Source organism: Streptomyces sp. NPDC087844, from assembly GCF_044742785.1.
Classification (GTDB): Bacteria; Actinomycetota; Actinomycetes; order Streptomycetales; family Streptomycetaceae; genus Streptomyces.
In genome coordinates, this window is record NZ_JBIUVD010000026.1 from 54,727 (window position 1) to 80,997 (window position 26,271).

Here is a 26,271-nt window from a genome sequence, read left to right on the forward strand (position 1 = left end):
CTGTTATTGCATCAAGTACACCCGGAGTCACCATTCATGACCCGGATGCCTGTCCTCACATGCCCCGAAGCGCTCCGGCAGGCATGATCCGGATAAGGGTGGAAAGGCGAACTGTGACTTTCCGGGGGACGGCCCCCGAGCCCCCATGTACGCCACCGAGGAGGAGGATCCCGTGACCCGCAAGGACAGCGTGCGCGCGGCAGCCGAGTCGGCGAAGGACAGCGTGCGGCACGCCGCGGAAGTGGTGGCGCCCTACGCCGACACGACAAAGGACCGAGCCACCCACTACGCGCATGAAGCCCGTGTGAAGCTCGCGCCCAAGGTGTCGTCCACCGCCGTCACAGCCGCCGAACAGGCACGCACTCAGTACGCCGCCCATCTCGCACCACGTATCGAGCAGGCACGCACACACGTGCCGCCGAAGGTCGACCACGCCGCGCACGAGGCCGCCCTTCGTACACGCAAGGCCGCTCGGCAGGCGGCGGACTACTCCCGCCCGCGGATCGAGCAGGCCAGGGCCGCGGCAGGCCCCGCCCGTGAAGAGGCGGCGTCCCGGAGCGCGGCGGCGCTGGCAGCTCTGCGCGGCCAGATCTCGGCCAAGGAGGTCGAGAAGCTGGTCCGCAAGCACGAGCGGCGGGCCAGGAACGGCCGGCTCGCCAAGAGGCTGGCCGTTCTGGGCCTCCTGGCCGGTGGCGCCTTCGCCGCCTGGAAGTGGTGGGACAAGCAGGCCAACCCGGACTGGCTGGTCGAACCGCCCGCCGCCACCGAGGTCCCGGAGACCGGGCGTCTGACCTCGGTCGACGGCAGCGGCCAGGAAGACCTCGACCCCGAGGTCCAGGCCAAGCAGGCCGAGTCGGAGGCAGCGGACCGCACCGAGCGCGGCTGACGCGTCCGGTACGCCTGCCGTGCGCGGCGCCGGCACCGGGCATGTCGAGATCGGACATGTCGAGATCGGACATGAGGAAGAGCTGTAGGGCAGGAGGCTTCAAGTCTGCTGCCCTACAGCCATGTTTCACGTGAAACAGGTGCCACCCGGCGAGGTGCGCGATGCCCATCTGATGCCTCCACAGCTGCCCGACAGTCACGCGAGGGCGCCGTTTACGTCCTTGACCCGCGATGACGTTTGCAACCGACCGACTGTGCAACATTCGCGCCGATCCGGCTAACGGAGCGCAGCGTTCTGGTTACGCACCTTCGTTCACAGCAGCTCACGCATGCCTTCACGACTCCTGCATGCCACCCTCACGTCACCCGAACCCCCTGAGCGGCGATCACACCACCCTCCCCCCGGGAGCTCCTTTGCGCAAACAATTGCAAAGATCGCAACGAAAACCCTGTGACGCACATCACCGCACATGACCCAATGGAGTCTGGGCGCCCCAGGAAAGGTGCATCTTGAAGATTGATGAGGCCACGTCACGTCACGACGGACGGTCAATTCCCCCCCACCCCGGACCCGTTGAAGAGGCCGCCGCGGATCGGGATCACCGCGAAACCGCGTGAGATCAACTTTCTTTCACAGGCGATGCGCCCAGCACCGCGGGCAGCAGCACGGACGGAAGGACGGCCCGTTTCCCACGGCCCCCAAGAGGGTCGGCACTCCACCGGTTCCCCTCCCCGCCGCATGAGAAAACCCCCTCCGACCTGCGTAAAACAGGTCTGAGGGGGTTCTTCTCGTGGAGCCTAGGGGAGTCGAACCCCTGACATCTGCCATGCAAAGACAGCGCTCTACCAACTGAGCTAAGGCCCCGAAAGGGAGGCGAGCACCGGAAAGATCTCCCTCCGGACCGCCACCGCAGACCAGAGTACCGGGTCACCCCGGGTATCCCGCAAAAAGATTGGGGGTCCCCGTGCGCGACCACTCTCCGTAAGATGCTCGACGTGGTTCGCGACAGCGAACCACGGTACTTGGGGAAGCGATGGGGAGACGCGCATGGACGCCGCACAGCAGGAAGCAACCGCGAGAGCCCGGGAGCTGCAGCGGAACTGGTACGGGGAGCCGCTGGGGGCGCTCTTCCGTAGGCTCATAGACGACCTGGGTCTCAACCAGGCCCGTCTGGCGGGGGTGCTCGGTCTTTCCGCGCCCATGCTGTCTCAGTTGATGAGCGGCCAGCGCGCCAAGATCGGCAATCCCGCGGTGGTCCAGCGCGTACAGCTGCTGCAGGATCTCGCAGGTCAGGTAGCGGACGGCAGTGTCAGTGCCGCCGAAGCCACCGAACGAATGGAAGAGATCAAGAAGTCCCAGGGGGGCTCGGTGCTCAGCAACACCACGCAGTCGACGACCACTTCGGGCGGTGCGCCCACGGTGAAGCGCGTGGTGCGCGAGATCCAGTCACTGCTCCGCTCGGTGTCCGCGGCCGGGGACATCATCGACGCGGCGGACACCCTCGCCCCGACCCACCCGGAACTGGCAGAGTTCCTCCGGGTGTACGGAGCCGGCCGCACTTCCGACGCGGTCGCCCACTACCAGTCCCACCAGAACTGAGTACAGCGCCCGGCAGCCGGAAGCCAGGCAGCCGGGCACCTCGGAAAGAGGCCGCCGCAGTACCGACCGCCGGAGGGGGAGCGACGCACGACCATGGGTGAGGTCTTCGCCGGCCGGTACGAACTGGTCGACCCGATCGGACGCGGGGGAGTCGGTGCCGTCTGGCGCGCCTGGGACCACCGACGGCGCCGGTATGTGGCCGCCAAGGTGCTCCAGCAGAGCGACGCCCACTCGCTGCTGCGGTTCGTGCGCGAGCAGGCGGTGCGGATCGACCACCCTCATGTGCTCGCTCCCGCCAGCTGGGCGGCCGACGACGACAAGGTCCTGTTCACCATGGACCTCGTCGGTGGTGGATCCCTGGTCCATCTGATCGGGGACTACGGCCCGCTGCCACCGCCCTTCGTCTGCACCCTGCTCGACCAGCTGCTGGCGGGGCTCGCCGCGGTGCACGCGGAGGGGATCGTGCACCGTGACATCAAGCCCGCCAACATCCTGCTGGAGTCGACCGGAACGGCCCGTCCGCGGCTGCGGCTGTCCGACTTCGGCATCTCGATGCGTCTCGGTGAGCCGCGACTCACCGAGACCAACTATGTGGTGGGGACGCCTGGTTACTTCGCGCCCGAGCAACTGCTCGGCGCCGACCCGGACTTCCCGGCCGACCTCTTCGCCGTGGGTCTGGTGGCTCTCTTTCTCCTGGAGGGGGCCAAACCCGACGCCAAGGCGCTGGTGGAGCACTTCGAGGCTCACGGCACGCCGGGCGCCCCGACGGGGGTTCCCGAGCCTCTGTGGCAGGTCGTGGCGTCTCTGCTCGAACCGGACCCGCACGCCAGGTTCCGCACGGCCAACGGAGCACGCAAGGCGCTCGTCGCGGCCAGGGAGCTCCTCCCGGAGCCGGGCCCCGACGACGAGCTGATCGAGATATTCGACCAGCTCGGCCCGCTTCCGGCGGGATTCGGCCCCGCAGGCCCTTTCACGACCAGGACGGCTGTCACGGCAACTACGGCCACTACGGCTACCACGGCACCCCGGGCGACGGCCTCCGAACAGACACAAGGGCCAGGGCCGGGACCAGGATCAGGACCAGGACAGGGCCGGCGGACGGGCCCGGCGTCGGACCCGGCTTCGCCGGGGGCCGATACGGGAGCCCCTTCCCCAGCGGGTAGTCCCCCAGCGGCCGGCCCCTCCCCCGCCCCTTCCGCTTCCCCTTCCGCTTCCCCTTCCGCTTCCCCTTCTGGGCGGTGGACCGGTGGCATCCCGCCCCAGCCGACCATCGATCCCGTCCCCCCGCAGCCCCCCTCCCCGTCGGACACCGGCAGCTTCCACCTGCCGCCCCCGCTGCAAGAAAAGCAGTCCCCTGCTCCCCCCGCCCCGTACGAGCTGCCAGATCCCGCCTACTCCCCGTCGCAGTCGTCGTACGAACCCACACACGTGCCCTCCCCCCAGGCCCCGTACCCAGCGGCTCCCGCCCCTGCGCCTGCGCCACAACCGCAACCACAGCCGCAATCGCCCCCACCGGCACTGCCGCTGCCGCTGCCACTGCCCCAATCCATGCCCCTGTCGCTACCTCTGCCCCTGCCCCTGCCCCTGCCGCAGTCACAGCCGCGTGAGACCGCCTCCACTGCTTCATACACCGCTCAAGGTGTTCGGGTTCCGCCTCAGCCGCAGCCGGTCGCACGGCACCGCGCCGGACGGTCACGGCGGCGGTCCGGACCGCCCATGGCGGTGACGGTTCCGGTGCTCCTGCTCGCGCTGATCTGCTTCGCCGTCGGATTCTGGGCACTGGCGCGGATCTGAACCGGGCCCGGACTCCCTGGACCACCGGTTGGCAGAACCGTCGAACTACCGGGCCCGGGACCGCCCGTACGTCCGCGAAGCTCCGCCGCCGGGAACGGGCACGGCACCCTCGGCCGTCTCCGCCCCCGCCCGCCGCCGGGCGACCACCGTCCACATCGCGAGCCCCAGCACCAGCGCGCAGCCCGTACCGATGCCGCCCACGGCCACCGCCCTCATCGCGTTGTTCTCGCCCGAAGAACCACCGTCACCGCCGTCACCGCCGTCACCGCCGTCTCCACCGGTCGCCGCGCTGCCGCTCGCCGCGGCGTCCCTGTCCTCCGTGGTGACCTCGAAGGCGTCACGCGGCACGGCGGCACCGCTGTAGGCCGGTGCCTCCCCGGCCGTGCCCCTCACCCGCACGCGCAGCGTGAGCTCGAACGGTCCGTCGCCGAACTTGTCCGACATCTCCGCCGCGAGATGCACGACGAGGTAGTACCAGCCGGCGAACCGCATACCGCCGACCTGGTCGTCGACGGCGAACCGGTTCTCGTACGCGACCGGAGGCAGCGGTTCCAGCGCGGTCTGCTTCCGCGAGCCGTCGTATCCGGTGTCGGCGTCGTCCACCAGGGCGCGCACGGGGTTGTGGAGGGACATGACGAGCGCGTTCCCCAGATAGCCGTCGCCGCTCGCCGGGCCCAGTTCGACGGTGGCGTCCATCTGCTGTCCCCAGTCGACGGGAACGCGGTAGAAGAGCGTCTGCCCGGCCTGGATCCCGTCCTTCCAGACGCCCTGCTCCAGCGAGCGGGCCCCACTGAAGCTCGCACCGCCCTCACGGGTCCGGGCGGAGCCTTCGAGCACCTGGGGGGAGGCGGAGTCCCACACCTGCGGGGCGGCCGTCGCAGCGGTTTTCTCCAGAGCGGGCTCCGAGACGTACCTGAGTTCCAGCTCCCAGTCGTCCAGCGAGGTGCCGGGCCCGCTCGTACGCTCGACGAGCACCGAGTACGTACCTGCCCCTTTACAGGTGTACGCGCCGGGGCCGGCCCTTCGCGATGCCCAGGCAGTGATCGGGCGCGGGCTCTCGGTGGGCCCGAAACGGGCGACGCCGGCATCGCCGGAGAAGCACCTGTGTCCGTCGGGGTCCTGGAGGGACACCTTGATGCCGTCCGAGTACACGACCTTCGTGCCCGGCTTGGGTACGGCCGTGGCCGACACGTACGCACCGGACGCGCTGGAGCCCTCGTCGAGCCGCAGCCCGTAGTAGAGCTTTCCGTTGTCGCGGATGGTGCTCCGGTAGTACGTGCCCGGTGTCAGACGCACAGCGTCGGTGGTCTTCGTCGCGCCCTCGATCCGCTCGGCGCCGACGGCGAAGCGGTACGGAGGGGGAGCCTCTGCCGCGGTCGCCGTTGTCACCTGGCCCAACGGTGCCGCGACCGAGAGCAGCGCCGCCGCCCCGGCCAGGACCATACGGCCGCGCCACCATCCCGTGCGCCGCCCCATCACGCGCCCCCTCGCCGTAACCCGGACCCTCACTCAAAGGGCTCCCGCGGGTCGGCGCCGTCGCTGTTCCGACACTGTCCCGAACGCCCGCGAAGCCTCGACCATCCTGCCCCTCGGAGTGCTTCGCCGCCCCCTCTTCGGTGACACAAGCGCTTCCTGCGCCACCTGCCCGCCCGGGCAACACAAAACCCCGGCCGCAGCGAGGCGGCCGGGGTTTGTACTGAGACTGTCGTCGACACTCACGAACCCGTGGGCACGGAGTCGGTCGCCTCCGTCCACAGGTCCTGCTCGGCGCGATCCGCCTGGATCTGGCGGTACACGAGGAGCCCGCCGATGGCGGCCAGTGCGACCAGGAGAAGCTTCTTCACCGCGAGACCTCGTCTTTCTTAGGCGTTGGGGACTTCTGGCGCCCGACTATACACACCGGCCGATACCGATCGGTGACCTGCGTCGGGGCCTCAACTGCCCGTCGGGGCAGCGCAGTAGGACCGGGTCGGTCCGACCCGATCAGAGGGTGATCACTTTCTCACCGAGGGTGATTTCGCCCCGCTTTCCTCACGCTTCCGCTCATTTAATGAGCATTGGGCCCATCCGAGTGGTGTTCATCAGAAGATCGCCGCGCCACGGGCGTCGGTCCGTCACTTCGCAACCGACATACACATCATGAGGAAAGTATGCAAATCCACCCACCCGAAAGGAGAGGGACCATGACTCGCAACACGGTCATGAACCTGTGGACCGCGGTCGTCACCGCCTTCCTCGCGCTGTGCACGTCACTCGGACTGATCACGACGACCGCCGTCGCCGCCGTACCCGCGACGGAGGCAGCGCGCAACACCGACGCCCCGAAGGACGCGACTGCGCAGGCGGAGCCCATCTGGGGCAGCCCACGGGCGAGTTCCCTGCCACCCACGATGAAACAGCGCATCCACGCGGAGGCGCACGGCTCCTCACCGTCCTGCCGGCACCGTCCGCCGACGGATGCCATGGACACGGATTCCATGGACACGGCCGCCACCGGCACACGGGACAGCGCCGAGGCGTCGGCGGCCGTCGCCGCCATGAGCGCCGCAGTACCTACTGCCGTCGATACGACGGACTTCGGCGTGAGGGAACCTGTCACGAGGGGTGCCGTCGCGGCACCCACCCGTCCTTGCGGCACCACCCACATGACGACCGGCGCCGTCGACGTACCCGCTGTACAGGCCGTGCGGGCAGCAACGCCGACGCCACCGGCAACAGCGGCAACAGCGGCAACAGCGGCAACAGCGACAGGTCAGACAGGCCCGGCAGCACCCGCCACGGATGCCGCGCCCATCGGTGCCGTCATGCTCCCCTCGCAGTCCTCGGCACCGGTCCAGCTCCCGGCGCCGGCTCCCGCTCCCGTCCTGGCGGCCGTCGGCTCGGCGAATCGGGGATGACCTCGTACCCCCAGCATCGCCAAAGGCATATGCCACCGACTTCAGCCGACCGTTTCGCCGGCCGAGTCGCAGGCACCCCGCGCCGGGCCCAGGAGAGATGGACGAATTCCGGTCAGACGGGCTCCCAGGACGAGTTGACGGCGACCAGGGCTGTCAGTTCATCCGGCAACTCCACCAGAGCACCGCAGAAGCAGACGAAACGGTCGCCCACCGAGGCCGGCGCACCGAGGTCGATCGTCAGAATCGCCGCGACCTCGCGCATTAACTCACCGGTAGCCGTACCGCGCGCCACCAGGATGCTTACTTCGTCAGGGTCCCAGATGGCGATCTTCGGTAGGTCGTCCACCACAGAAATCACGATGCACACAGGTATCTCCCCAGGGATGCATGAGGGCATGCAGATATCCCGCTCCGGGAGGCCAGCGGCCTACCGATCGTACCCGCACGTGTTCTCTGGGTAAAAGCTGTTGGGATATTCCGTGGAGAGTTGCCAGTCCGAAAACGCCCCTCCGCCGCTTCGGCGGCAGGACACGCGCTTCGGCAGGAGTACCTGCCCACGTACGGGCCGTCAGATCGTGCGACTGAGCTGGAGCATCGCTTCGGCGTTCTTGACCAGTGCACGCTGCCTTGATTCGGGCAACTGCCGGTACAGCTTGAGCAGTTGCGCCTCACGTTCGTCCCCGCTGGGTCCGGGCACCGGCCGACCGACGGAGGCGAAGAACTCCCGCGGCGTGGTTCTCACGCCCCAGCGACGGAACACCTCGACCATCGCACGCAACCGCTCCGGATCGATACGGGACGTCCCACGCGTCCGGTTCATCCAGGCGTTGAGCGTCGGATAGGAGATACCGGCCTCCGCGGCCAGGTCCTTCTGGGTCCTGCCCTGCGACTCTCCGAGAAGACGCTCAAGCAGCACGGGCAGATCCTCGCCCTCGACGACGAAGTCCTGGTCTTGATCCAGGTCCGGCTCGTCCACGGCGGACGCCCCATTCAGCTGAAAGTTCCTGGTCACAAGCTCAAGCATCGACCATTAGCATCTACAAGTGCAAGTAGATCGCAGATCGATCGGTTGAGTTTACGTAAACAGAGAGCATCATGTCGCACCCAAGTGCTACGACACGCCCGCGTCCCCACACCTTCACACCTTCAGTCGCATGACTACCGCCGTCTGCCAGAGTCTGCCGAGCACTACCGCCAGCTGTCGCGCTTGACGTATCTACATCTACATGAATAGTGTAGATCACATCGCTTGAGCGATCTCCTGGTAGCCCCGCATCGCCCGCACGGCGGAACATCCACGTGCGAGACAGGCGAATCAACCACCAGCGGATCGACCACGGCACACCCGCCCCCCTCGCCCCCCCCTGCAACCCGCGGCCACCGCTGACCACCATCAGCCCGCCTCTCGACTCACACCCCACGCCCCTGCACCCCCGCACCCCCGCACCCCCGCACCCCGCACCCCGCACCCCGCACCCCGCACCCCGCACCCCGCACCCCGCAGGGAATCTACATCTACATGAATATTGAGTATCGCAGCCGACGAACACCCCGGGCCCCGGCAGAGTCCCCGTTCCGAGCACGTCCCAGGACCCTCCCAGGACCCCAAGACGAAACCCACAAACACTCGCGCAGAAGGAGCACCCAGCCCGTGTCCGCACAGATCAGACGAGAGACCAGACCGTGTCGGCAGACGGCCTTGACGACCGGCGGAAACAACGTGATCACCAAGGTCACCGAAGTCGACGTGGTCGAGAAGGTCGCCGAGGTCGACGTGGTCGAGAAGGTCGCCGAGGCCGGAGCCGACATGGTCGACAGGGCCCGGGCCGGCGACCGCGAGGCATTCGCGGCTCTCTACGTCGATCACCAGCGTTTCGTGTACCGGTACCTCCTCTTCCGCACCCGGAACCGACATCTGGCCGAGGACCTCACCCAGGAGGTCTTCATCAAGGCGCTGCGCCACATCGAGAGCTTCACCTGGCAGGGCGCGGCCTTCACGGCGTGGCTGCTCACCATCGCCAGAAACCTGCACCTGGATGAGGTGAGGACCAAGCGCTCCCGGCTGGAAACCCTGGTCTCCGAAGTAGGGGACAGCGATACGCACGACCGCAGCGCCGAGTCCGGCGCGCTGCACACGCTGGAGACGATCGAGACCCACGAAGCCGTCTGGAACGCCCTGCACACGCTGAACAGCCATCAGCGACAGTGCATGGAACTGCGGTTCATCGGCGAGATGTCGCCCGAGGAGACCGCCTGCGCCATGGGACGTACCGTCGGCGCGGTCAAGGCACTCACCTTCCGGGCCAGGCAGAAACTGCGTGCGGCGTCGGAGAGGGAGGCCGCGGCATGAACAGGAACCTGCCCCACGCAGAGCGCGTGATCCGTACGGCGCTCTCCGTGAGCACCTCGAACCAGGCCAGGGCCGTCGCCCACGCCCTCGATGTGGCCCGCCTGCTGGTGGATCCTGAGCGGACGTTCGGACTCGTCCTGCACCGCACGCCGAGCGGCACCTGGGCCCGGGTACCCGGGCAGCTGACGGAACTGGAGCAGCAGGCTTTCGCCTGGGACCACTCGTGCGAGCGGGCCAGGCTGGTCGCGGCCACCATCGAACAGCACATCGGCGGGCACCCGGATGTCGACAGCATCCGGGCCGACGGGGACTGCGTACACGTCGAACTCCGCGTCCCCGACCAGGAGCAGTGGCGGCGGTGGCGCGCGCACTTCGGCATCAGACGCGACGCGGAGGCGCCCCTGGGGCACGCGGTCGTCGGCGAGAGCCGTCATGCCGGCATTCGCGTGTCGGTGCTCGCGCACAAGCTGCAGCAGACGCCTCGGCCCCTGCCCGTCCCTGCTCCCGCGAGCACTGTTCCTGGCTCTGGCCCTGGCCCTGGCCCTGGTCACGAACACGAACACGCCAGGCAGATCGAATCCGCCCCACAGATGTACGAGTACGAGTACGGGGGGATCGTTCACAACCTGGCGCTGCCGCAGCGGGACGTACACGGGGACGTCTGGTACTTCCACGGCGGACGGACGCCGGGCGGCATGCCTCTGCTGTCTCTGGACGGCCGTTCCGAGCGGTGCACGCTCGCCAATGTGACGTCCCTGATGGGGCCCTTGGTGGCACTGGAGCCAGAAACTCCCTCGGCAGCGCCCGACACGGCTGTGACAGCCCGGCCGGACGCCTCGGCGGGTACTCCGTCGCTGCCCAAGGCGCGCCGGTCCCAGGCCGTCCAGCTCCCCGCGGCCCGCCTCACGGTCGTTCGGACACCGACACCGGCCCCGGCACCCACCTCGGCCCCGGTACCGGCACCAATGCCGACGCCGACGCCGTCGAGGCCGAGGCCGAGGCCCGCCCCCGCCCTGGCGTCCGTGCCCGCCCTCCCCTCCTCGGCGGTCCTGTCGTACGCGGCGAGCGGGCCACCCGTACCGAACACCCGGCGCGTTGGACTCGTACGCACAGGACCGGACACCTGGGAGGCCACGGACCGCGCTGCGGACCGGGCCACTGACCGGGCCACTGACCGGGCCGCGGCACGGGACGAGAAGTGATCGAGTGAGAACGCCGATCACCGGAGGCGCCACCGCCCCCGCCCCGGCCCCTGCCCACGGCCAGGACCGCCACCTGGAGCATGACCGGAACCAGAACGGGCGCGACAGCCGCAGCAGGGCGTGGGAGTTGAGTGCCCTGTGCCGGAACGAGGACCCCGAGCTGTGGTTCTCCGGCAGAACCCGTGCGATAGCAAGAGCCCTGTGTCATTCCTGCGAGGTCCTTGAGGAGTGCCGGGCGGCCGTCATGCGACGCGAGGCCGGTCTGCCGAAGTGTGATCGAGGGGGAATCGTCGCGGGCCTGACCGGTCCTCAGCGCCACGCGCTGGAGAAGCGGCTCAAGCGGGGTCCCGTACTCCCGCCCGAGTCACCGCCCACGCCCGGAACTCCCCTGCTCCGCAGCGAACCGGCGCCCTGCGGCACGCGCTCCGCGTACCAGCGGCACGTACGCAGGGGTGAGCCCGTGGACGACGCCTGCCGGGCCGCCAACGCCCAGGGCGCCAGCCAGTACCGGCGAACGGGCACCACCCGCCTCCGCCCGACCGGATAGGCCCCCGCCCCGGCCTTCCCACTGCCCGCACGAATCCCCCGGGCGACCTCACACCCCTCCCTCAGCCCCCTTGCCCCGGAGTACTCATGTCCCTCTCGCCGCCCCCGCTGCCCCCACCGTTCCCCCCGTCCCCGCCGCTGCCGCCCCTCCCGGCTGGGCCCGAGCCCCGCCCGAAGCGGCTCGGCCGACGCGGATCCCACGCGTCCGCAGGCCGGTTACGTCGGCCACGCAGCCCACGCAGGTTCTTCGACAGCCTCCTGCGGACTCCCGTCGCAGCCCCCGCCGCGGCCCCCGACACGGCCCCCGACACGGCAGACCGGTGGGCAGACCGCCTCCAGCGCCTCGGGAACGACCTGAGCACGTCCAGGGCTCAGACGGCCCGTTGGAAGCGGCACGCCGACGCGTACGCACGCCAGCGCGACGTCGTGGCGCGCGAGCGGGCGTATCTCCTCTCCTGGCTTGCCGCACTGCACCCGGCGTCCGCCGTCGTGTCGCAGGCACCGACACCCGACGGCACGTCAGGCGGCCGTCACGTCCTGCGCCTCGTCGCCGGGGGCCGGCCACTTTCCTGGACCCTGGCACCCCGGGAGGCCCCGCTCTTCCAGCACGTGCGCCGGGCCGGGGACGCCGACACGCGCGCGTGGAGGGACGCCCAGGAGGTAGAAGCGCAGTACGCCCATATCCACCGCCACACACGCATGCTGGCGCTGGAGGACGACCTGACCCGGGTCGTCGAGGAACTCCGAGGCAGCGACTGACCTGGATCAGGCCCCTCGCTCCGCCCCTACCCCCCGGACTCCGGCCGACAAGCTCGGGAGGCACGTCGACCGGACTGTGAGCGCCCCCCTGCACATCGCAGCAGGGGGGCGCCGCGCGTTCCCTGACTGCCGGTCAGCAGTGGGTACGCGGAAGTCCTTGGCCACCCCGGGCGGACGCGCTCTCAGGGATTTCCAGGGCTCCTGAGGCCCTACGGCGGGATTCACTGTTGCCGTTGCCCAAGGACACAGAACTCATTGCCTTCGGGGTCTGTCATGACAACCCACGACTGCTCACCCTGACCGATGTCGACGCGCTTCGCGCCGTGCGCCTCAAGGCGGGCCACCTCGGCGGCCTGGTCGTCGGGCCGGAAGTCGAGATGCAGCCGGCTCTTGACCTTCTTGCTCTCGTCGATCCGTACGAAGTCCATCCCCGGCAGGCGATCCGGCGCCTGGCGGATCTCGAACTCCTCGTCGGAGGAGTGGACGACAACCCAGCCAAGAGCCTCGGCCCACCACTGTCCCAAAGCCGCCGGATCTTCGGAGTGAACAAGTACCTGTTCCCATTCCAAGGTCATCCGCTGAGCCTAGGCCCACCGGCGCTTCGAGAACAGACGCTCGATACGAGCTGTGAATGCCAAAAACCCCCAGGTGTGATGCCCTGGCGGTCTTCGAACTGGTGGGGCTAACAGGATTTGAACCTGTGGCCTCATCCTTATCAGGTCGATCAGGTCGATCAGGTCGATCAGGGGGCATCGACCTCGGCCAACACGCTTTGTGCCTCGACTGGCCGTCTACCGAGGTCCAGCGTCGACCGCCGCTGTTCGCGCCTGTTGGTGTCAGCTGTTGGTGTCAGGAGCCGGGGCGCTCAACGACTTCGGGCTACTTGCACGCCGGATCATCTCCACAACGTGCACCGCCTGCTTCGGGTGGACCCATAGCCGTACAGGCCTGGTAGACGATTCACGCTCGATCACCAGCGCTCTGGTCGGGACCCACAAGAGAGTGGCACAGTCACCAGCCACGCCGGATCATCGCTATCACGTGTTTCACCTGCACGGGCATGACCCATAGCCACACGGGTCCATCAGAAGACACGCACTCGATCACCAAGGCGTCGGCTGGGATCCACAGCATCTCGCGGGAGGTCATTTCACGTGTGCGGACGCACTGTAGGTCCGCCGGGAGTTCGCGCAGCCGCGTCCACGGCCAGCGAGGTTCCCATCGGAACTCTTCAGCACTAGCTTGCACTCGGCCTACGTTCCACCGGTGACTCAAGTCCGGCCGCTTGGCCCCCATCACGAAGAGGGCTGCCTGCCCCGCATTGGTCCGAGCCAGCGCCTGCTTCGCTCGCCTACGGACGAGCGCAGTCGAGAGTAGGACGCTGAGGGCGCCGCAAAGCATTGCAAACATGCGCGAAGTAAAGCAGGGCGTTGAGTCTCGGCCAACAGGTCCGGGCCAGCGTTTGACGCAACCGCACCAACCACTCTCCCCAGCTCCCATCCCGTCCGCCGTCGACCCACACACCGTGGAGCGGGCGTGGTTCAGGGGCGTCAAGGTGGAGCGCGCCACTGTACGAACGACCTTGACGCCCCTGGGCCGCGTTTGCTCGGCTCCGCCTGGGTCGGCGGTGGACGGGATGGGAGCTCCCCACGCACGCCCCACTCGGCCGGCACCCGCAAGCGGTGCCCCCGCCATCCCAGAGTCGGAGCGCCCCCGCCGGAGGCACTGCTTTGACCGTGGCCGCACTCGTACGGTAATCGCACTCATCAGACCGGCCTACCTACCCATGGGCGCGCCCGGCGGAGCGGAGCGCAGCCGGACTTGATGAGGTGGAGAAACCTGTAACAACTCGCTCCGGCCGGCCAGACAGGCAGATCCCTCGCGGCGTGAGCTGACCCTGGGCTGAGTTGGTTTCAGGTGGAAGCCGTGTCGGTGCGGAGGAGCCGACCGGTGAAGCCTTCGCGGCAGAGCCGTTCATACGCCTGATACACGTGATCCGGTACTGGCTGACTGATCATGAACCCCTGCTCCGGGTAGATCAGCAGGCGCTGAAGTGCACCAACAAGCATGTCGATGACCAGTCGCACATCCCCGATGGAATCCACGTACTCATCGAACGTCATCGGAGTAGAAGCGCTGACGATCTCCACTCCGGGCCACAGTTTGCGCGCCGTGGCGTACGCCCTCCGCTCCTCGTACGGCTTGCTGATCAGAAGCACGGAGGACACGTCGACTCCCGCCTCCTCAAGCACGGCCTTGGAGAAGCGGATGTTCTCGCCGGTGTTGCCAGCGTGAGGCTCCACGAGCACCACTGAGGCGGGCACGCCGCGTTCGAGAGCCCGTTCGCGGTAGTGGACTGCTTCGCCCCGCGGCATGCGCTCCCGTGTCGTGGGACTGGTGGCTCCTGTGAACACAAGCAGTGGAGCCATGCCGCGCTCGTAAAGGTCCACCGCCGTGTCGGCCACGCCCAAGTCGTGACTGCCCAAGCCGACCGCGACCGAGCACGGCCGGAGAGCGTGGCCCATCTGGTGGTGGTCCCACAGGCGTCGCGCATCGGCCCATGCCTGCGTCGAGATCATCACTGCCCCTTCTCACCCTTCGCCGAGTCCGGAACCTTGAAGTCGTACTCCCAGGCAGAGCGTGAAGCCGCGTGCAACCCGATGGCGAATTCGACCACTGTGCCAGAAGCCGTGTAGGTCGTCCGATGCAGCTCGACGACAGGTTCGCCCGCAGGGAGCTGCAACAGCTTCGCTTCGTCCGAGGTCGCAGCCCGAGCGAAGATGGCTTCCTTCATGTGGTCGATCTCGTATCCCGCGTCGTACAGAACCCGGAATCCGCCACCTCGGCCGGCCGGTCCCGGAGTCGGGTCCACGATCCGCGTGCCCTCGACGTGCTCGGGACGGTAGTAGCTGGTCAAAGTGTGCGTCGGCTGGTCGCCTTCCTTCACAAGACGCGCTCGGGCATATACCTGTGGCATCTACCTGCGCCCCTTCGGGCAGACCGTGCGCGTCCGCCACTGCGGGCGACTTCGAACTCGGCCGCTGGTCCATCCTCAAGCCTCGGCACGTCATGCACGACGGCTACGTCCGTGGCTGGCGCCACGGCGTCTACCGCGACGGCCCGTACATCGCCGCGTACGGCGCCGGCGGCGGCAAGGCTTCTGTGCCGGAGATGCAGCGCGCGATGGGCATCACGTGGACCGACGTGCGCGAGGAACTCACCGAAGCCATCCCCCCGGCCTACACGCAGTGGATCGGCCGCGCCTTCCTGCACGCCCGTCAGGAGGTGTTGGTGTGAGCGACCGCCACCTCGGCGGGTCTCGACCCGGCCACCCTCACCGATGTGTTGAGAGTGGCCGACGCCGATGACTTCGACCGCTGGCACGACCAGATCCGCCGCATCGGCGGCTGCTCCGACCCGATCCGCCTCACCGGCGGTACGGCTCCGTAGAAGCGAGGTGCTGGGCCTGCGCTGGCAGGACATCGACTTTGAGGGTCGGCAGTTCACGCCGACCAAACAGGTGCAGCGCGAGAAGGGGAAGGGCTTGATCCTCAAGGATCTCAAGACGGAGTCCTCCACGGCCGTGCTGCCGCTTCCGGAGTTCTGCGCCCGTGCCCTGGAAGAGCGCAGGGCACTCCAAGATCTAGAACGGCAGATCGTCGGTGACGCCTGGCGGCAGGAGCCGGACCATGACGTGATCTTCTCGGCGGAGCGCGGCGGACTGACTGACCCGGTGGGCTTCTCCCGAGCGTTCAACGCCCTCGTGAAGCGGGCCGGCGTGCGTCGTCGGATCACGGTCCGGCTCGCTCGGCACACCTGCGGGACCCTGCTCGCCTTCCTGAAGGTGCATCCCAAGGTCGCCCAGACGATCCTTCGGCACAGCCAGATCAGCATGACCATGGACGTCTACACACACGTGGTCGGCTCCGACCAACGGGAAGCAACCGCGATGCTCGCCGAGCTGCTGGAAGATCCGCTCATCGGCTGATCGCTGCCGTTGGTGTCAACCGGTGGTGTCAAAAGGCCCCCAGCCTGATCGACTGGGGGCCTTTTCGCATGTGGGGCTAACAGGATTTGAACCTGTGGCCTCATCCTTATCAGGGATGCGCTCTAACCAACTGAGCTATAGCCCCGCCGCGCTCTGCGGTGTATGTCCCGCGCGCTGACCTCTGAAGATTAGCGCACGACGGGGCCAGTCCCAAAATCGGTATCCGGGGCCCGCCCCGGCCCGCCCGGACAGGCTGAAGACGCACGCGCCGGACACGCTGAAGGGCGCCCTCCGCCTGCGCGAAAACGCACCCGCGGACAACGAAGCAGGGCACCCGCCGACAGCACGCGACAGCGCGCCGCAGCACGGGCATCACGCGAAAGCACCGGCATAACGCGAAAGCGCGAGAGCGCACCCCGGTCCGGGGTGCGCTCTCGCGGTAAAGCCGTGGTGAAGCCGTGGTGACAACGTTTACTCGTCCTCCGCGAGCGTGAGCTCGACACCGCCGACGAAGCCCGCGGAGAGGTTGTAGATGAACGCGCCGAGCGTGGCGAGCGCGGTGGCGAGGACGACGTCGATGACAGCGATGATCGACGTGAAGACGAGGACGCGCGGCAGCGACAGGAACGACTGCAGGTCGAAGCCGTTCGACTCGTTCGAGCCGGTGGCCTCGGAGATCGTGCCACCCACGGTGGAGAAGACGCCCATGGCGTCCATCACCATCCACAGCACCGCGGCCGCGACGATCGTGCAGATCCCGAGCGCGATGGAGAGCAGGAAGCTGACCTTCATCACCGACCAGGGGTCGGCCTTGGCCACCCGCAGCCGGGCCTTGCGCGTACGAGGCATGGTGCGCGCCCCGGTGCGCGGCCGGCGGACGGCGCCCGCGGCGGGCGCCGTGTGCGCCGCGTACGCCTGCGGCGGGTGGTACGGCTGGGCCGCCTGCTGCGGCTGCCGCTCGCCCGGGAGGGGCGAGCCCGGTACCGGCGGCACCGCCGCGCCAGAAGGTGCCTCCGGGCCCGGAGGCACCGGTGAGCCTGGGGCCGCACCGGCCGCGTACTGCGGCGTCTGTGGGCCTCGGGTGTCGGTCACAGTTCCCCCCTGGGATCCATGAGAGTCATGGGAGTCCGTCGCCTCCGTGGCGGGGCCACGGCCGCCGTCCGTTTCCGTATCGGTCGAACCGGCGCCCGTGGCTCCGCTCACGATGACTCACTCCTCGCTACTCGTCCGAGGACTGCTCGCCCTCGTCCGTGCCGGCGGCCGTCTCGACCTCGTCCGAGTCGTCGACCACCCCGTCGACTTCCTCGGCCTCGCGACCGGCCTCGGCGTTACGTGCGATACCGACGACGGCATCGCGCTTGCCCAGGTTGATCAGTTGAACGCCCATGGTGTCACGGCCCGTCTCCCTGACCTCGTTGACTCGCGTGCGAATCACACCGCCGGACAGTGTGATGGCGAGGATCTCGTCCGTCTCCTCGACCACCAGCGCGCCGACGAGCGAGCCGCGGTCCTCGACGATCTTGGCGGCCTTGATACCCAGGCCACCGCGACCCTGGACGCGGTAATCGTCGACAGCGGTCCGCTTCGCGTACCCACCGTCTGTGGCAGTGAACACGAACGTACCGGGTCGAACAACATTCATCGAGAGCAACTGGTCGCCCTCGCGGAAGCTCATCCCCTTGACGCCCGAGGTGGCACGGCCCATGGGGCGCAGCGCGTCGTCCGTCGCGGTGAACCTGATCGATTGGGCCTTCTTGCTGATCAGGAGCAGATCGTCCTCTGCCGAAACCAGCTCGGCTCCGATCAGTTCGTCGTCGGAACCGTCCTCCGTCTCACGGAGATTGATCGCGATGACGCCGCCGGAACGCGGTGAATCGTAATCCTTCAGGGATGTCTTCTTCACCAGCCCGCCCTTGGTGGCGAGGACCAGATAAGGCACCGCTTCGTAGTCGCGGATCGCGAGGATCTCGGCGATCGCCTCGTCCGGCTGGAAGGCCAGCAGGTTCGCGACGTGCTGACCGCGCGCCTCACGCCCGGCGTCGGGAAGCTCGTACGCCTTCGCGCGGTAGACCCGGCCCTTGTTGGTGAAGAACAGCAGCCAGTGGTGCGTCGTCGACACGAAGAAGTGGTCGACGATGTCGTCTTCCTTGAGCTTCGTCCCGCGTACGCCCTTGCCGCCGCGCTTCTGCGAGCGGTAGTCCTCGGCCTTGGTGCGCTTGATGTAGCCACCACGCGTGATGGTGACGACGATGTCCTCCTCGGCGATCAGGTCCTCCATGGACATGTCGCCGTCGAAGGGCACCAGCTTGGAGCGGCGGTCGTCACCGAACTTGTCGACGATCGCGGTGAGTTCCTCGCTGATGATGGTGCGCTGCCGCTCGGGCGAGGCCAGGATCTCGTTGTACCCGCGGATCTTCGCCTGGAGCTCGTCGTGCTCGGCGACGATCTTCTGGCGCTCCAGGGCGGCCAGTCGGCGCAGCTGCATCTCAAGGATGGCGTTGGCCTGGATCTCGTCGATCGCCAGGAGGCCCATCAGGCCCTCGCGCGCGATGTCGACGGTGTCGCTGCGCCGGATCAGCGCGATGACGTCGTCGATGGCGTCCAGGGCCTTCAGGAGGCCGCGCAGGATGTGCGCGCGCTCCTCGGCCTTGCGCAGCCGGAACCTCGTACGGCGGACGATGACCTCGATCTGGTGCGTCACCCAGTGACGGATGAACGCGTCGAGCGACAGGGTGCGCGGCACGCCGTCCACCAGCGCCAGCATGTTGGCGCCGAAGTTCGTCTGCAGGTCGGTGTGCTTGTACAGGTTGTTCAGGACGACCTTGGCGACCGCGTCCCGCTTCAGGACGATGACCAGGCGCTGGCCCGTACGCGACGAGGTCTCGTCCCGGACGTCCGCGATGCCGCCGACCTTGCCGTCCTTCACCAGGTCGGCGATCTTCTGCGCCAGGTTGTCGGGGTTCACCTGGTAGGGGAGTTCGGTGACCACCAGGCACTGGCGGTTCTGGATCTCCTCGACCTCGATGACCGCGCGCATCGTGATGGAGCCACGGCCCGTGCGGTACGCCTCCTCGATGCCCTTGCGGCCCACCACCAGGGCGCCGCTCGGGAAGTCGGGGCCCTTGATGCGCTCGATCAGCGCGTCCAGCAGCTCCTCGTGGGAGGCCTCGGGGTTCTCCAGGTACCACTGGGCACCGGACGCGACCTCGCGCAGGTTGTGCGGCGGGATGTTGGTGGCCATGCCGACCGCGATGCCCGCCGAGCCGTTGATCAGCAGGTTCGGGAAGCGGGCCGGCAGGACCGTCGGCTCCTGGGAGCGGCCGTCGTAGTTGTCCGTGAAGTCGACGGTGTCCTCGTCGATGTCGCGGACCATCTCCATGGACTGCGGCATCATCTTGCACTCGGTGTACCGCATGGCCGCGGCCGGGTCGTTGCCCGGGGAACCGAAGTTGCCGTTCGAGTCCACCAGCGGCATCCGCATCGACCACGGCTGCGCGAGGCGGACCAGCGCGTCGTAGATCGAGGAGTCGCCGTGCGGGTGGTAGTTGCCCATGACGTCACCGACGACGCGGGCGCACTTGTAGAAGCCCTTCTCGGGCCGGTAGCCGCCGTCGTACATGGCGTACAGGACGCGGCGGTGGACGGGCTTGAGACCGTCCCGTACGTCGGGCAGCGCGCGCGACACGATGACGGACATCGCGTAGTCCAGGTATGAGCGCTGCATCTCGGTTTCGAGCCCGACGGGCTCGACACGCAGGGTGATTGCGCCCTCTTCCACGGGAATGCCCGCGGGGATGCCCGGACCGGAGGGGGAAATCGGTGTCTCGTCGGTCATTGCTGGTGAAGATCCTTTCTGACGCGGTCAGCTGAGACCGACTCAGATGTCGAGGAAGCGGACGTCCTTGGCGTTGCGCTGGATGAACGCGCGGCGTGCTTCGACGTCCTCGCCCATCAGGACCGAGAAGAGGTCGTCGGCCTGGGCGGCGTCGTCGAGGGTGACCTGACCGAGGACGCGGTGCTCCTGGTCCATGGTCGTGATGCGCAGCTCCTCGGCGTTCATCTCACCGAGACCCTTGAAGCGCTGGATCGAGTCCTCCCTGACGCGCTTGCCGGCCTGCCGGCCGAGCTCGATCAGGGCGTCGCGCTCGCGGTCCGAGTACGCGTACTCGAAGTCGTCGCGACCCCACTTGATCTTGTACAGCGGCGGACGGGACAGGAAGACGTGCCCGGCCTCGACCAGTGGCCGCATGAAGCGGAACAGGAAGGTCAGCAGCAGGGTGTTGATGTGCTGGCCGTCGACGTCGGCGTCCGCCATCAGGATGATCTTGTGATAGCGGAGCTTGGCGATGTCGAAGTCCTCGTGGACCCCGGTGCCGAAGGCCGAGATCAGCGCCTGGATCTCCTGGTTCTGCAGGATCTTGTCGATCCGGGACTTCTCGACGTTGAGGATCTTGCCTCGGATCGGGAGGATCGCCTGGTACTGCGGGTTGCGGCCGGACTTGGCCGAACCGCCGGCGGAGTCACCCTCGACGATGAAGATCTCGCACTTGACCGGGTCGTTCGACTGGCAGTCGCTCAGCTTGCCCGGCAGCGACGCCGTCTCCAGGAGCCCCTTGCGGCGCGTCAGGTCGCGGGCCTTGCGGGCCGCCACCCGCGCGGTGGCCGCCTGGATGCCCTTGCGAATGATGTCCGCTGCTTCGTTCGGGTTGCGGTCCAGCCAGTCGGTGATGTGCTCGTGCACGACCTTCTGTACGAAGGTCTTCGCCTCGGTGTTGCCCAGCTTCGTCTTGGTCTGGCCCTCGAACTGGGGCTCGCCGAGCTTGATCGAGATGATCGCCGTCAGACCCTCGCGGATGTCGTCGCCCGTGAGGTTGTCGTCCTTCTCGCGCAGCAGCTTCTTGTCGCGCGCGTACCGGTTGATGAGACCGGTGAGCGCCGCACGGAAGCCTTCCTCGTGCGTGCCGCCGTCGGGGGTCTGGATGGTGTTGGCGAAGGAGTACACGCCCTCGCTGTAGCCGCCGTTCCACTGCATCGCGACTTCGAGGGAGAGCATGCGCTCCTTGTCCTCGGCCTCGATGTCGATCACCGTGGGGTGGATGACCTCTCCCTTGCGGGAGTTGAGGTACGTCACGAAGTCGACGATGCCGCCCTCGTAGTGGTACGTGACGGTCTTGACCTCTTCGGCCTCGTCCGCACCGGCCTCGTCGGCACCCGCCACGGCCTTCGCCGAGTCGCGCTCATCAGTGAGTTTGATGGTCAAACCCTTGTTGAGGAACGCCATCTCCTGGAAGCGCCGCGAAAGCGTCTCGAAGGAGTAGTCCGTGGTCTCGAAGATGTCCCCGTCGGCCCAGAAGGTGACCGACGTGCCGGTCTCCTCGGTGGCCTCGTGCTGAGCCAGCGGAGCCGTCGGCACGCCCAGCTTGTAGTCCTGCGTCCAGCGGCGTCCGTCGGTCCTGATCTCGACGGCCACCTTGCTGGACAGCGCGTTCACGACGGAGACGCCCACGCCGTGCAGACCGCCGGAGACCGCGTAGCCGCCGCCGCCGAACTTGCCGCCCGCGTGCAGCACGGTCAGCACGACCTCGACGGCGGGCTTTCCCTCGGAGGCGACGATGCCCACCGGGATGCCACGGCCGTTGTCGACGACGCGGACACCGCCGTCGGGAAGGATCGTGACGTCGATCGTGTCCGCGTGGCCGGCCAGCGCCTCGTCGACGGAGTTGTCGACCACCTCGTACACGAGGTGGTGCAGTCCGCGCTCGCCGGTGGAGCCGATGTACATACCGGGTCGCTTGCGGACCGCGTCCAGACCCTCAAGGACGGTGATGGCGCTGGCATCGTACGAGGCCGTGACCTCGCCGTTCGAGGAGTGAGACCCGCTTTTCGCGGCCGCGTCGGTAGACGGGATGTTCTCGTTGGGGTTGCCGGAATCGGCCACGAAGCGCCCTTTCTGGCACAGCACAAGCCAAGCTCCGGGTCCCCTCGGGGGAGGGTGTCCGGAGCGGCTGCGGCGTGTTACGTCGGTAAGCCTTTGTCAGCGTTGCTCGGTGTGTCCCACAAGTGGGGCGGGATTGGCTTCCAGTCTACCGGTAGCGCCGACAGTGATGGGGGTTTGCCGGTACCTGAGTCCGCATGTGCCGCCCTGAACCCGTCTCCACCGACTCCCCATATGTGGACCGGGGCCCAAAGAGGCGCAGAGCGGCACTCAGCGCTTCCGGCTGTCAACCCGGCGCTACGGACGGCATACCGCCCGGTCTGGCTCACCCGTAGGTGTCACCGGGACCCGTGCTGCCGGGGGCGCGCAGGGGGCCGTAGCGGTGGGCGGGGCCCCCGGGGCCCAACACCTTGATCAGCCTCACCGTGCCGTGCCCGAGGTCCTCGTTCAGGCGGGCGACCAGCTGCGGAGCGAGCAGCCGCAGGTTGGTGGCCCAGGCCGTCGAGTCGCACCGCACGATCAGTACACGCTCGTCCTCGTCGTACTTCTCCGGTACGCAGTGCTTGGCCAGGTCGTCCCCGACGATCTGCGGCCAGCGGCCCATGACCCCACCGATGGCGGCCGGGGTCTCCCAGCCGCGCTCGGTGATGAGCCGGTTGATGGCGGACCCGAGGGCCATGGGGTCGCGCCCGTCGGCGTGCGCGCCGGAGCGCAGACCGCTACGCCGCGCCTGCTTCTTGTCCCGCGCCGCGTCCCCACGCGCGCGTGCCTGCTCCTTCGCCGCGCGCAGGGCCACGCGCGCGAGATCGACTCCGGAGGGCTCGGGAGTGTTTTCCGGGGTCTTCTTCCGGGTCTTCTTCGGGTCGGGTGTGTTCTCGCTCATACGCGCTCCACCGCGCCCTCGGCCACGGCGTACCGCGTCCCCGTGAGCACACCCGGCACGTCGTCGTCGACCGCGGCCGTCACCAGTACCTGCTCACCGGGGGCGACCAGTTCGGCGAGGCGTTCGCGGCGACGGGTGTCCAGCTCGGCGAACACGTCGTCGAGGACCAGCACCGGCTCGTTGCCCTCGGCCCGCAGCAGGTCGTACGAGGCAAGGCGCAGCGACAGCGCGTACGACCAGGACTCGCCGTGTGACGCGTATCCCTTCGCGGGCAGCTGGCCAAGTTTGAGCAGGAGTTCGTCCCTGTGGGGGCCCACGAGGGTGACCCCCCGTTCGACTTCCTGCTTGCGGCTCTCCACCAGGGCGGCCGTCAGCTCTTCGTACAGCTCCTCGCGCGTGTGCCCGGTGATCCCGGGCGAGGAGGGCTTGTACTCCAGGGCCACCGGCCCACCTCCGGGGGCGAGCTGCTCGTACGCCTTGTCGGTGAGCGGCTGGAGCGTGGCGATCAGATCGAGCCGCTGGGCGAGCAGCTCGGCACCCACGCGCGCGAGGTGCTGGTCCCACACGTCGAGTGTGGAGAGGTCCATCGTGCGACCGCCGTGGCGGCGGGCGAGCGCGGCCGACTTCAGGAGGGTGTTGCGCTGCTTCAGGACCCGGTCGTAGTCCGAGCGCACGCCCGCCATCCGCGGAGAGCGCGCGGTGATCAGCTCGTCGAGGAACCGCCGACGCTCACCGGGGTCCCCCTTGACCAGCGCCAGGTCCTCGGGCGCGAACAGCACGGTCCGTACGATGCCGAGCACGTCACGGGGTTTGACCTGCGAGGACCTGTTGATGCGGGCGCGGTTCGCCTTGCCGGGGTTCAGCTCCAGTTCCACGAGTTGCTGGCGGTCGCCCTGGCGGATGTTGGCCCGGATGATCGCCCGTTCGGCGCCCATCCGCACGAGAGGCGCGTCGGACGAGACCCGGTGGCTGCCGAGGGTGGAGAGATAGCCGACCGCCTCGACGAGGTTGGTCTTGCCCTGTCCGTTGGGCCCCACGAACGCGGTGACGCCCGGGTCGAGCGGAACCTCGACCCGGGCGTACGAGCGGAAGTCGGCCAGCGACAGATGCGTGACGTGCATGGTCGTTCGCCGACCTCCCCCGGAGTTGTGGATCCGCGGAGCGGACCTGTGGACTGCTTCTTCTCCCGAACCGCCGCCGGAATCCTCCGGGCCGCCTCCGGGCTACTTCTTCTCGACGGCGTGGCCGCCGAACTGGTTGCGCAGTGCCGCGATCATCTTCATCTGCGGCGAGTCGTCCTGCCGGGACGCGAACCGGGCGAACAGCGACGCGGTGATCGCGGGCAGCGGTACCGCGTTGTCGATGGCCGCCTCGACCGTCCAGCGGCCCTCGCCGGAGTCCTGCGCGAAGCCGCGCAGCCGCTCCAGGTGCTCGTCCTCGTCCAGCGCGTTGACCGCCAGGTCGAGCAGCCAGGAACGGATGACCGTGCCCTCCTGCCAGGAGCGGAAGACCTCACGCACATCGGTGACGGAATCGACCGCTTCGAGGAGCTCCCAGCCCTCGGCGTAGGCCTGCATCATGGCGTACTCGATGCCGTTGTGGACCATCTTGGAGAAGTGCCCGGCGCCGACCTTGCCCGCGTGCACGAATCCGGCGTCGCCCTCCGGCTTGAGGGCGTCGAAGACCGGCTGGACCTTCGCGATGTGCTCGGCGTCGCCGCCGACCATCAGCGCGTAGCCGTTCTGCAGGCCCCACACGCCCCCTGAGACGCCGGCGTCGACGAAGCCGATGCCCTTGGCCGCCAGCTCCTCGGAGTGCTTCTCGTCGTCCGTCCAGCGCGAGTTGCCGCCGTCCACGACCACGTCACCGGGCTCAAGCAGCTCGGCGAGCTCATCGACGGTGGACTGGGTCGCGGCACCGGCGGGGACCATCACCCACACCACCCGCGGACCCTTGAGCTTGCCCACAAGCTCCTCAAGGCTGTGGACATCGGCGAGATCCGCGTTGCGGTCGTATCCGATGACGGTGTGGCCTGCGCGGCGAATGCGCTCGCGCATGTTGCCGCCCATCTTGCCGAGGCCGACGAGACCGAGCTCCATCAGGTTGTTCCTTCACTAGCGATGTGGCAGGAGGGCACTTTCGTGCCTGCGTCCGAGCCTAAACCCGGACTCTCCTGCACACCTGTGGGCATAGCCGCTCAGACGTATGCCCTCACCTGCGGCTCTTCGTCAGCCGCTGAGCCGCACCGGCATGATCAGGTACTTGTAGGCCTCGTCCGCCTCGGCGTCCAGCGCGGGCCTGCCGCTGAGGAGCGCCGGCTTGGTGGACGTCGTGAAGGAGAGCTGCGCGACCGGGGAGTCGATGGCGCTCAGTCCGTCGAGCAGGAACGTCGGGTTGAAGGCGATCGAGACGTCGTCGCCCTCCAACTGGGCGTCGACCCTCTCCACAGCCTGTGCGTCGTCGCTGGAGCCGGCCTCCAGGATCAGCACGCCCTGCTCGAAGCTCAGCCGCACCGGGGTGTTCCGCTCGGCGACCAGGGCCACACGCTTGACTGCTTCGACGAAGGGAGCGGTCTCGATGACGGCGATCGAGTTGAACTCCGTCGGGAACAGCGAGCGGTACTTCGGGAGGTCACCCTCCAGCAGGCGCGTGGTCGTACGCCGCCCCGCGCCCTCGAAGCCGATCAGGCCCTCACCGGCTCCGGAACCGGACAGCGCCAGGATCACGCTGTCGCCGCTCGTGAGCGCCTTGGCGGTGTCCAGGAGCGTCTTGGCGGGCACCAGGGCGACCGCGGACGCCTCCGGGTCCTCCGGCTTCCACAGGAACTCACGGACCGCGAAGCGGTAGCGGTCGGTGGACGCCAGGGTGACCGTGTCGCCCTCGATCTCGATGCGCACACCGGTGAGCACGGGCAGCGTGTCGTCGCGCCCCGCCGCGATGGCCACCTGGGCGGCGGCCGAGGCGAAGACCTCACCGGGGACGGTGCCGGTCGCGGACGGCATCTGCGGCAGCGCCGGGTACTCCTCCACAGGCAGTGTGTGGAGGGTGAAGCGGGAGGAGCCGCAGACCACGGTCGCCCGTACACCGTCTGTGGAAATCTCCACCGGCCGGCTGGGCAGGGCGCGGCAGATGTCGGCGAGCAGGCGGCCGGAGACGAGCACCGTGCCTTCCTCGTCGATCTCCGCGTCCACGGAGACGCGTGCCGAGACCTCGTAGTCGAAGCTGGAGAGGCTCAGTGCACCCTCCTCGGCCTTGAGGAGGAGGCCGGCGAGCACAGGCGCCGGTGGACGGGCCGGGAGGCTGCGTGCCGCCCAGGCCACTGCCTCCGCGAGTACATCGCGTTCCACCCGGATCTTCACCGTTGCCGCCTCCGTCTGTTGCCGGCGCTCTCGCCCTGCTGGCCTTCGTCTTCTGACTCGGCATCGCTCGGCC

The 26,271-nt window shown here is 68.3% G+C and carries 21 protein-coding genes, 2 tRNA genes and 3 pseudogenes; 10 read left to right on the forward strand and 16 right to left on the reverse strand.

Annotated elements, in window-relative coordinates:
- Positions 1-172 precede the first annotated feature (172 nt).
- Positions 173-886 (forward strand): DUF5324 family protein, encoded by a 714-nt coding sequence (locus tag ACIOKD_RS35795; protein WP_402092152.1) that lies wholly within the window; start codon positions 173-175, stop codon positions 884-886.
- Between the two features lie 791 nt (positions 887-1,677).
- Here the strand turns inward: ACIOKD_RS35795 and ACIOKD_RS35800 are convergent.
- A tRNA-Ala gene (locus ACIOKD_RS35800) sits at positions 1,678-1,750 on the reverse strand.
- Between the two features lie 183 nt (positions 1,751-1,933).
- On the opposite strand from ACIOKD_RS35800, the gene ACIOKD_RS35805 reads away from it, so the two are divergent.
- Positions 1,934-2,485 carry a helix-turn-helix domain-containing protein gene (locus ACIOKD_RS35805; protein ID WP_402092154.1) on the forward strand — a complete coding sequence of 184 codons (552 nt, stop codon included), beginning with the start codon at positions 1,934-1,936 and terminating at the stop codon, positions 2,483-2,485.
- 93 nt (positions 2,486-2,578) lie between these two features.
- A complete protein-coding gene (locus ACIOKD_RS35810; RefSeq protein ID WP_402092156.1) occupies positions 2,579-4,279 on the forward strand; it encodes a serine/threonine-protein kinase in 1,701 nt (566 codons plus the stop codon).
- Between the two features lie 45 nt (positions 4,280-4,324).
- Here ACIOKD_RS35810 and ACIOKD_RS35815 read toward each other — a convergent pair whose 3' ends face one another.
- Positions 4,325-5,755, reverse strand: a complete 1,431-nt coding sequence (locus tag ACIOKD_RS35815) for a hypothetical protein (RefSeq protein WP_402092158.1) — start codon at positions 5,753-5,755, stop codon at positions 4,325-4,327.
- Between the two features lie 239 nt (positions 5,756-5,994).
- Positions 5,995-6,123 (reverse strand): DLW-39 family protein, encoded by a 129-nt coding sequence (locus ACIOKD_RS35820; RefSeq protein WP_003999697.1) that lies wholly within the window; start codon positions 6,121-6,123, stop codon positions 5,995-5,997.
- Between the two features lie 339 nt (positions 6,124-6,462).
- Between ACIOKD_RS35820 and ACIOKD_RS35825 the strand changes: the two are divergent.
- Positions 6,463-6,738, forward strand: a pseudogene (locus tag ACIOKD_RS35825) (DUF6344 domain-containing protein); the annotation flags it as partial.
- A gap of 550 nt (positions 6,739-7,288) precedes the next feature.
- Here ACIOKD_RS35825 and ACIOKD_RS35830 read toward each other — a convergent pair.
- A complete protein-coding gene (locus tag ACIOKD_RS35830) occupies positions 7,289-7,525 on the reverse strand; it encodes a hypothetical protein (protein ID WP_402092159.1) in 237 nt (78 codons plus the stop codon).
- A gap of 219 nt (positions 7,526-7,744) precedes the next feature.
- The gene (locus ACIOKD_RS35835) at positions 7,745-8,188 is read right to left on the reverse strand and encodes a helix-turn-helix domain-containing protein (RefSeq protein ID WP_402092160.1); all 444 of its coding nucleotides are present in this window, start codon (positions 8,186-8,188) and stop codon (positions 7,745-7,747) included.
- Between the two features lie 687 nt (positions 8,189-8,875).
- Here ACIOKD_RS35835 and ACIOKD_RS35840 point away from each other — a divergent pair.
- The 4 genes from ACIOKD_RS35840 (at position 8,876) to ACIOKD_RS35855 (ending at position 12,033) form a co-directional block, all read left to right on the forward strand.
- Positions 8,876-9,526 carry an RNA polymerase sigma factor gene (locus ACIOKD_RS35840; RefSeq protein WP_402092161.1) on the forward strand — a complete coding sequence of 217 codons (651 nt, stop codon included), beginning with the start codon at positions 8,876-8,878 and terminating at the stop codon, positions 9,524-9,526.
- On the forward strand, positions 9,523-10,728 hold the full coding sequence (locus ACIOKD_RS35845) for a BN159_2729 family protein (RefSeq protein ID WP_402092163.1): 1,206 nt from the start codon (positions 9,523-9,525) through the stop codon (positions 10,726-10,728). The genes ACIOKD_RS35840 and ACIOKD_RS35845 overlap by 4 nt, the downstream gene beginning before the upstream one ends.
- A 4-nt stretch (positions 10,729-10,732) precedes the next feature.
- Positions 10,733-11,275, forward strand: coding sequence for a WhiB family transcriptional regulator (locus ACIOKD_RS35850; RefSeq protein ID WP_402092165.1), 543 nt, complete (start codon positions 10,733-10,735; stop codon positions 11,273-11,275).
- A gap of 425 nt (positions 11,276-11,700) precedes the next feature.
- Positions 11,701-12,033: a hypothetical protein gene (locus ACIOKD_RS35855; RefSeq protein ID WP_402092166.1), complete on the forward strand. Its 333-nt coding sequence runs from the start codon at positions 11,701-11,703 to the stop codon at positions 12,031-12,033.
- Positions 12,034-12,254: 221 nt separating this feature from the next.
- Here ACIOKD_RS35855 and ACIOKD_RS35860 read toward each other — a convergent pair whose 3' ends face one another.
- The 3 genes and pseudogenes from ACIOKD_RS35860 to ACIOKD_RS35870 form a co-directional block, all read right to left on the reverse strand.
- Entirely contained in the window at positions 12,255-12,608 is a 354-nt protein-coding gene (locus ACIOKD_RS35860; protein WP_402092167.1) for a VOC family protein, read from the reverse strand.
- 1,338 nt (positions 12,609-13,946) lie between these two features.
- Positions 13,947-14,612, reverse strand: coding sequence for a YdcF family protein (locus ACIOKD_RS35865; protein WP_402092169.1), 666 nt, complete (start codon positions 14,610-14,612; stop codon positions 13,947-13,949).
- Positions 14,612-15,056 (reverse strand): annotated as a pseudogene (locus ACIOKD_RS35870) (UTRA domain-containing protein); the annotation flags it as partial. The gene ACIOKD_RS35865 and the pseudogene ACIOKD_RS35870, both read right to left, overlap by 1 nt.
- 1 nt (position 15,057) lies before the next feature.
- On the opposite strand from ACIOKD_RS35870, the pseudogene ACIOKD_RS35875 reads away from it, so the two are divergent.
- Together ACIOKD_RS35875 and ACIOKD_RS35880 are read left to right on the forward strand one after the other, a co-directional pair.
- Positions 15,058-15,330, forward strand: a pseudogene (locus ACIOKD_RS35875) (DNA methylase); the annotation flags it as partial.
- A gap of 160 nt (positions 15,331-15,490) precedes the next feature.
- Entirely contained in the window at positions 15,491-16,021 is a 531-nt protein-coding gene (locus ACIOKD_RS35880; protein WP_402092170.1) for a site-specific integrase, read from the forward strand.
- Between the two features lie 71 nt (positions 16,022-16,092).
- Here the strand turns inward: ACIOKD_RS35880 and ACIOKD_RS35885 are convergent.
- From ACIOKD_RS35885 to dnaN, 8 genes are all read right to left on the reverse strand, one after another.
- Positions 16,093-16,166, reverse strand: a tRNA-Ile gene (locus ACIOKD_RS35885).
- 326 nt (positions 16,167-16,492) lie between these two features.
- Positions 16,493-17,224 (reverse strand): DUF3566 domain-containing protein, encoded by a 732-nt coding sequence (locus ACIOKD_RS35890; RefSeq protein ID WP_402092172.1) that lies wholly within the window; start codon positions 17,222-17,224, stop codon positions 16,493-16,495.
- A 16-nt stretch (positions 17,225-17,240) separates the two neighbouring features.
- Positions 17,241-19,856 carry a DNA gyrase subunit A gene (gene gyrA / locus ACIOKD_RS35895; protein WP_402092174.1) on the reverse strand — a complete coding sequence of 872 codons (2,616 nt, stop codon included), beginning with the start codon at positions 19,854-19,856 and terminating at the stop codon, positions 17,241-17,243.
- A 42-nt stretch (positions 19,857-19,898) separates the two neighbouring features.
- Positions 19,899-21,959: a DNA topoisomerase (ATP-hydrolyzing) subunit B gene (gyrB, locus tag ACIOKD_RS35900; RefSeq protein WP_402092176.1), complete on the reverse strand. Its 2,061-nt coding sequence runs from the start codon at positions 21,957-21,959 to the stop codon at positions 19,899-19,901.
- A 322-nt stretch (positions 21,960-22,281) separates the two neighbouring features.
- Positions 22,282-22,839 carry a DUF721 domain-containing protein gene (locus ACIOKD_RS35905; RefSeq protein WP_402092178.1) on the reverse strand — a complete coding sequence of 186 codons (558 nt, stop codon included), beginning with the start codon at positions 22,837-22,839 and terminating at the stop codon, positions 22,282-22,284.
- A complete protein-coding gene (recF, locus tag ACIOKD_RS35910) occupies positions 22,836-23,960 on the reverse strand; it encodes a DNA replication/repair protein RecF (protein WP_402092180.1) in 1,125 nt (374 codons plus the stop codon). The genes ACIOKD_RS35905 and recF overlap by 4 nt, the downstream gene beginning before the upstream one ends.
- 102 nt (positions 23,961-24,062) lie before the next feature.
- Entirely contained in the window at positions 24,063-24,938 is an 876-nt protein-coding gene (gene gnd / locus ACIOKD_RS35915; protein ID WP_402092182.1) for a phosphogluconate dehydrogenase (NAD(+)-dependent, decarboxylating), read from the reverse strand.
- A 129-nt stretch (positions 24,939-25,067) separates the two neighbouring features.
- A complete protein-coding gene (gene dnaN, locus ACIOKD_RS35920) occupies positions 25,068-26,198 on the reverse strand; it encodes a DNA polymerase III subunit beta (protein WP_402092184.1) in 1,131 nt (376 codons plus the stop codon).
- Between the last annotated feature and the right edge of the window lie 73 nt (positions 26,199-26,271).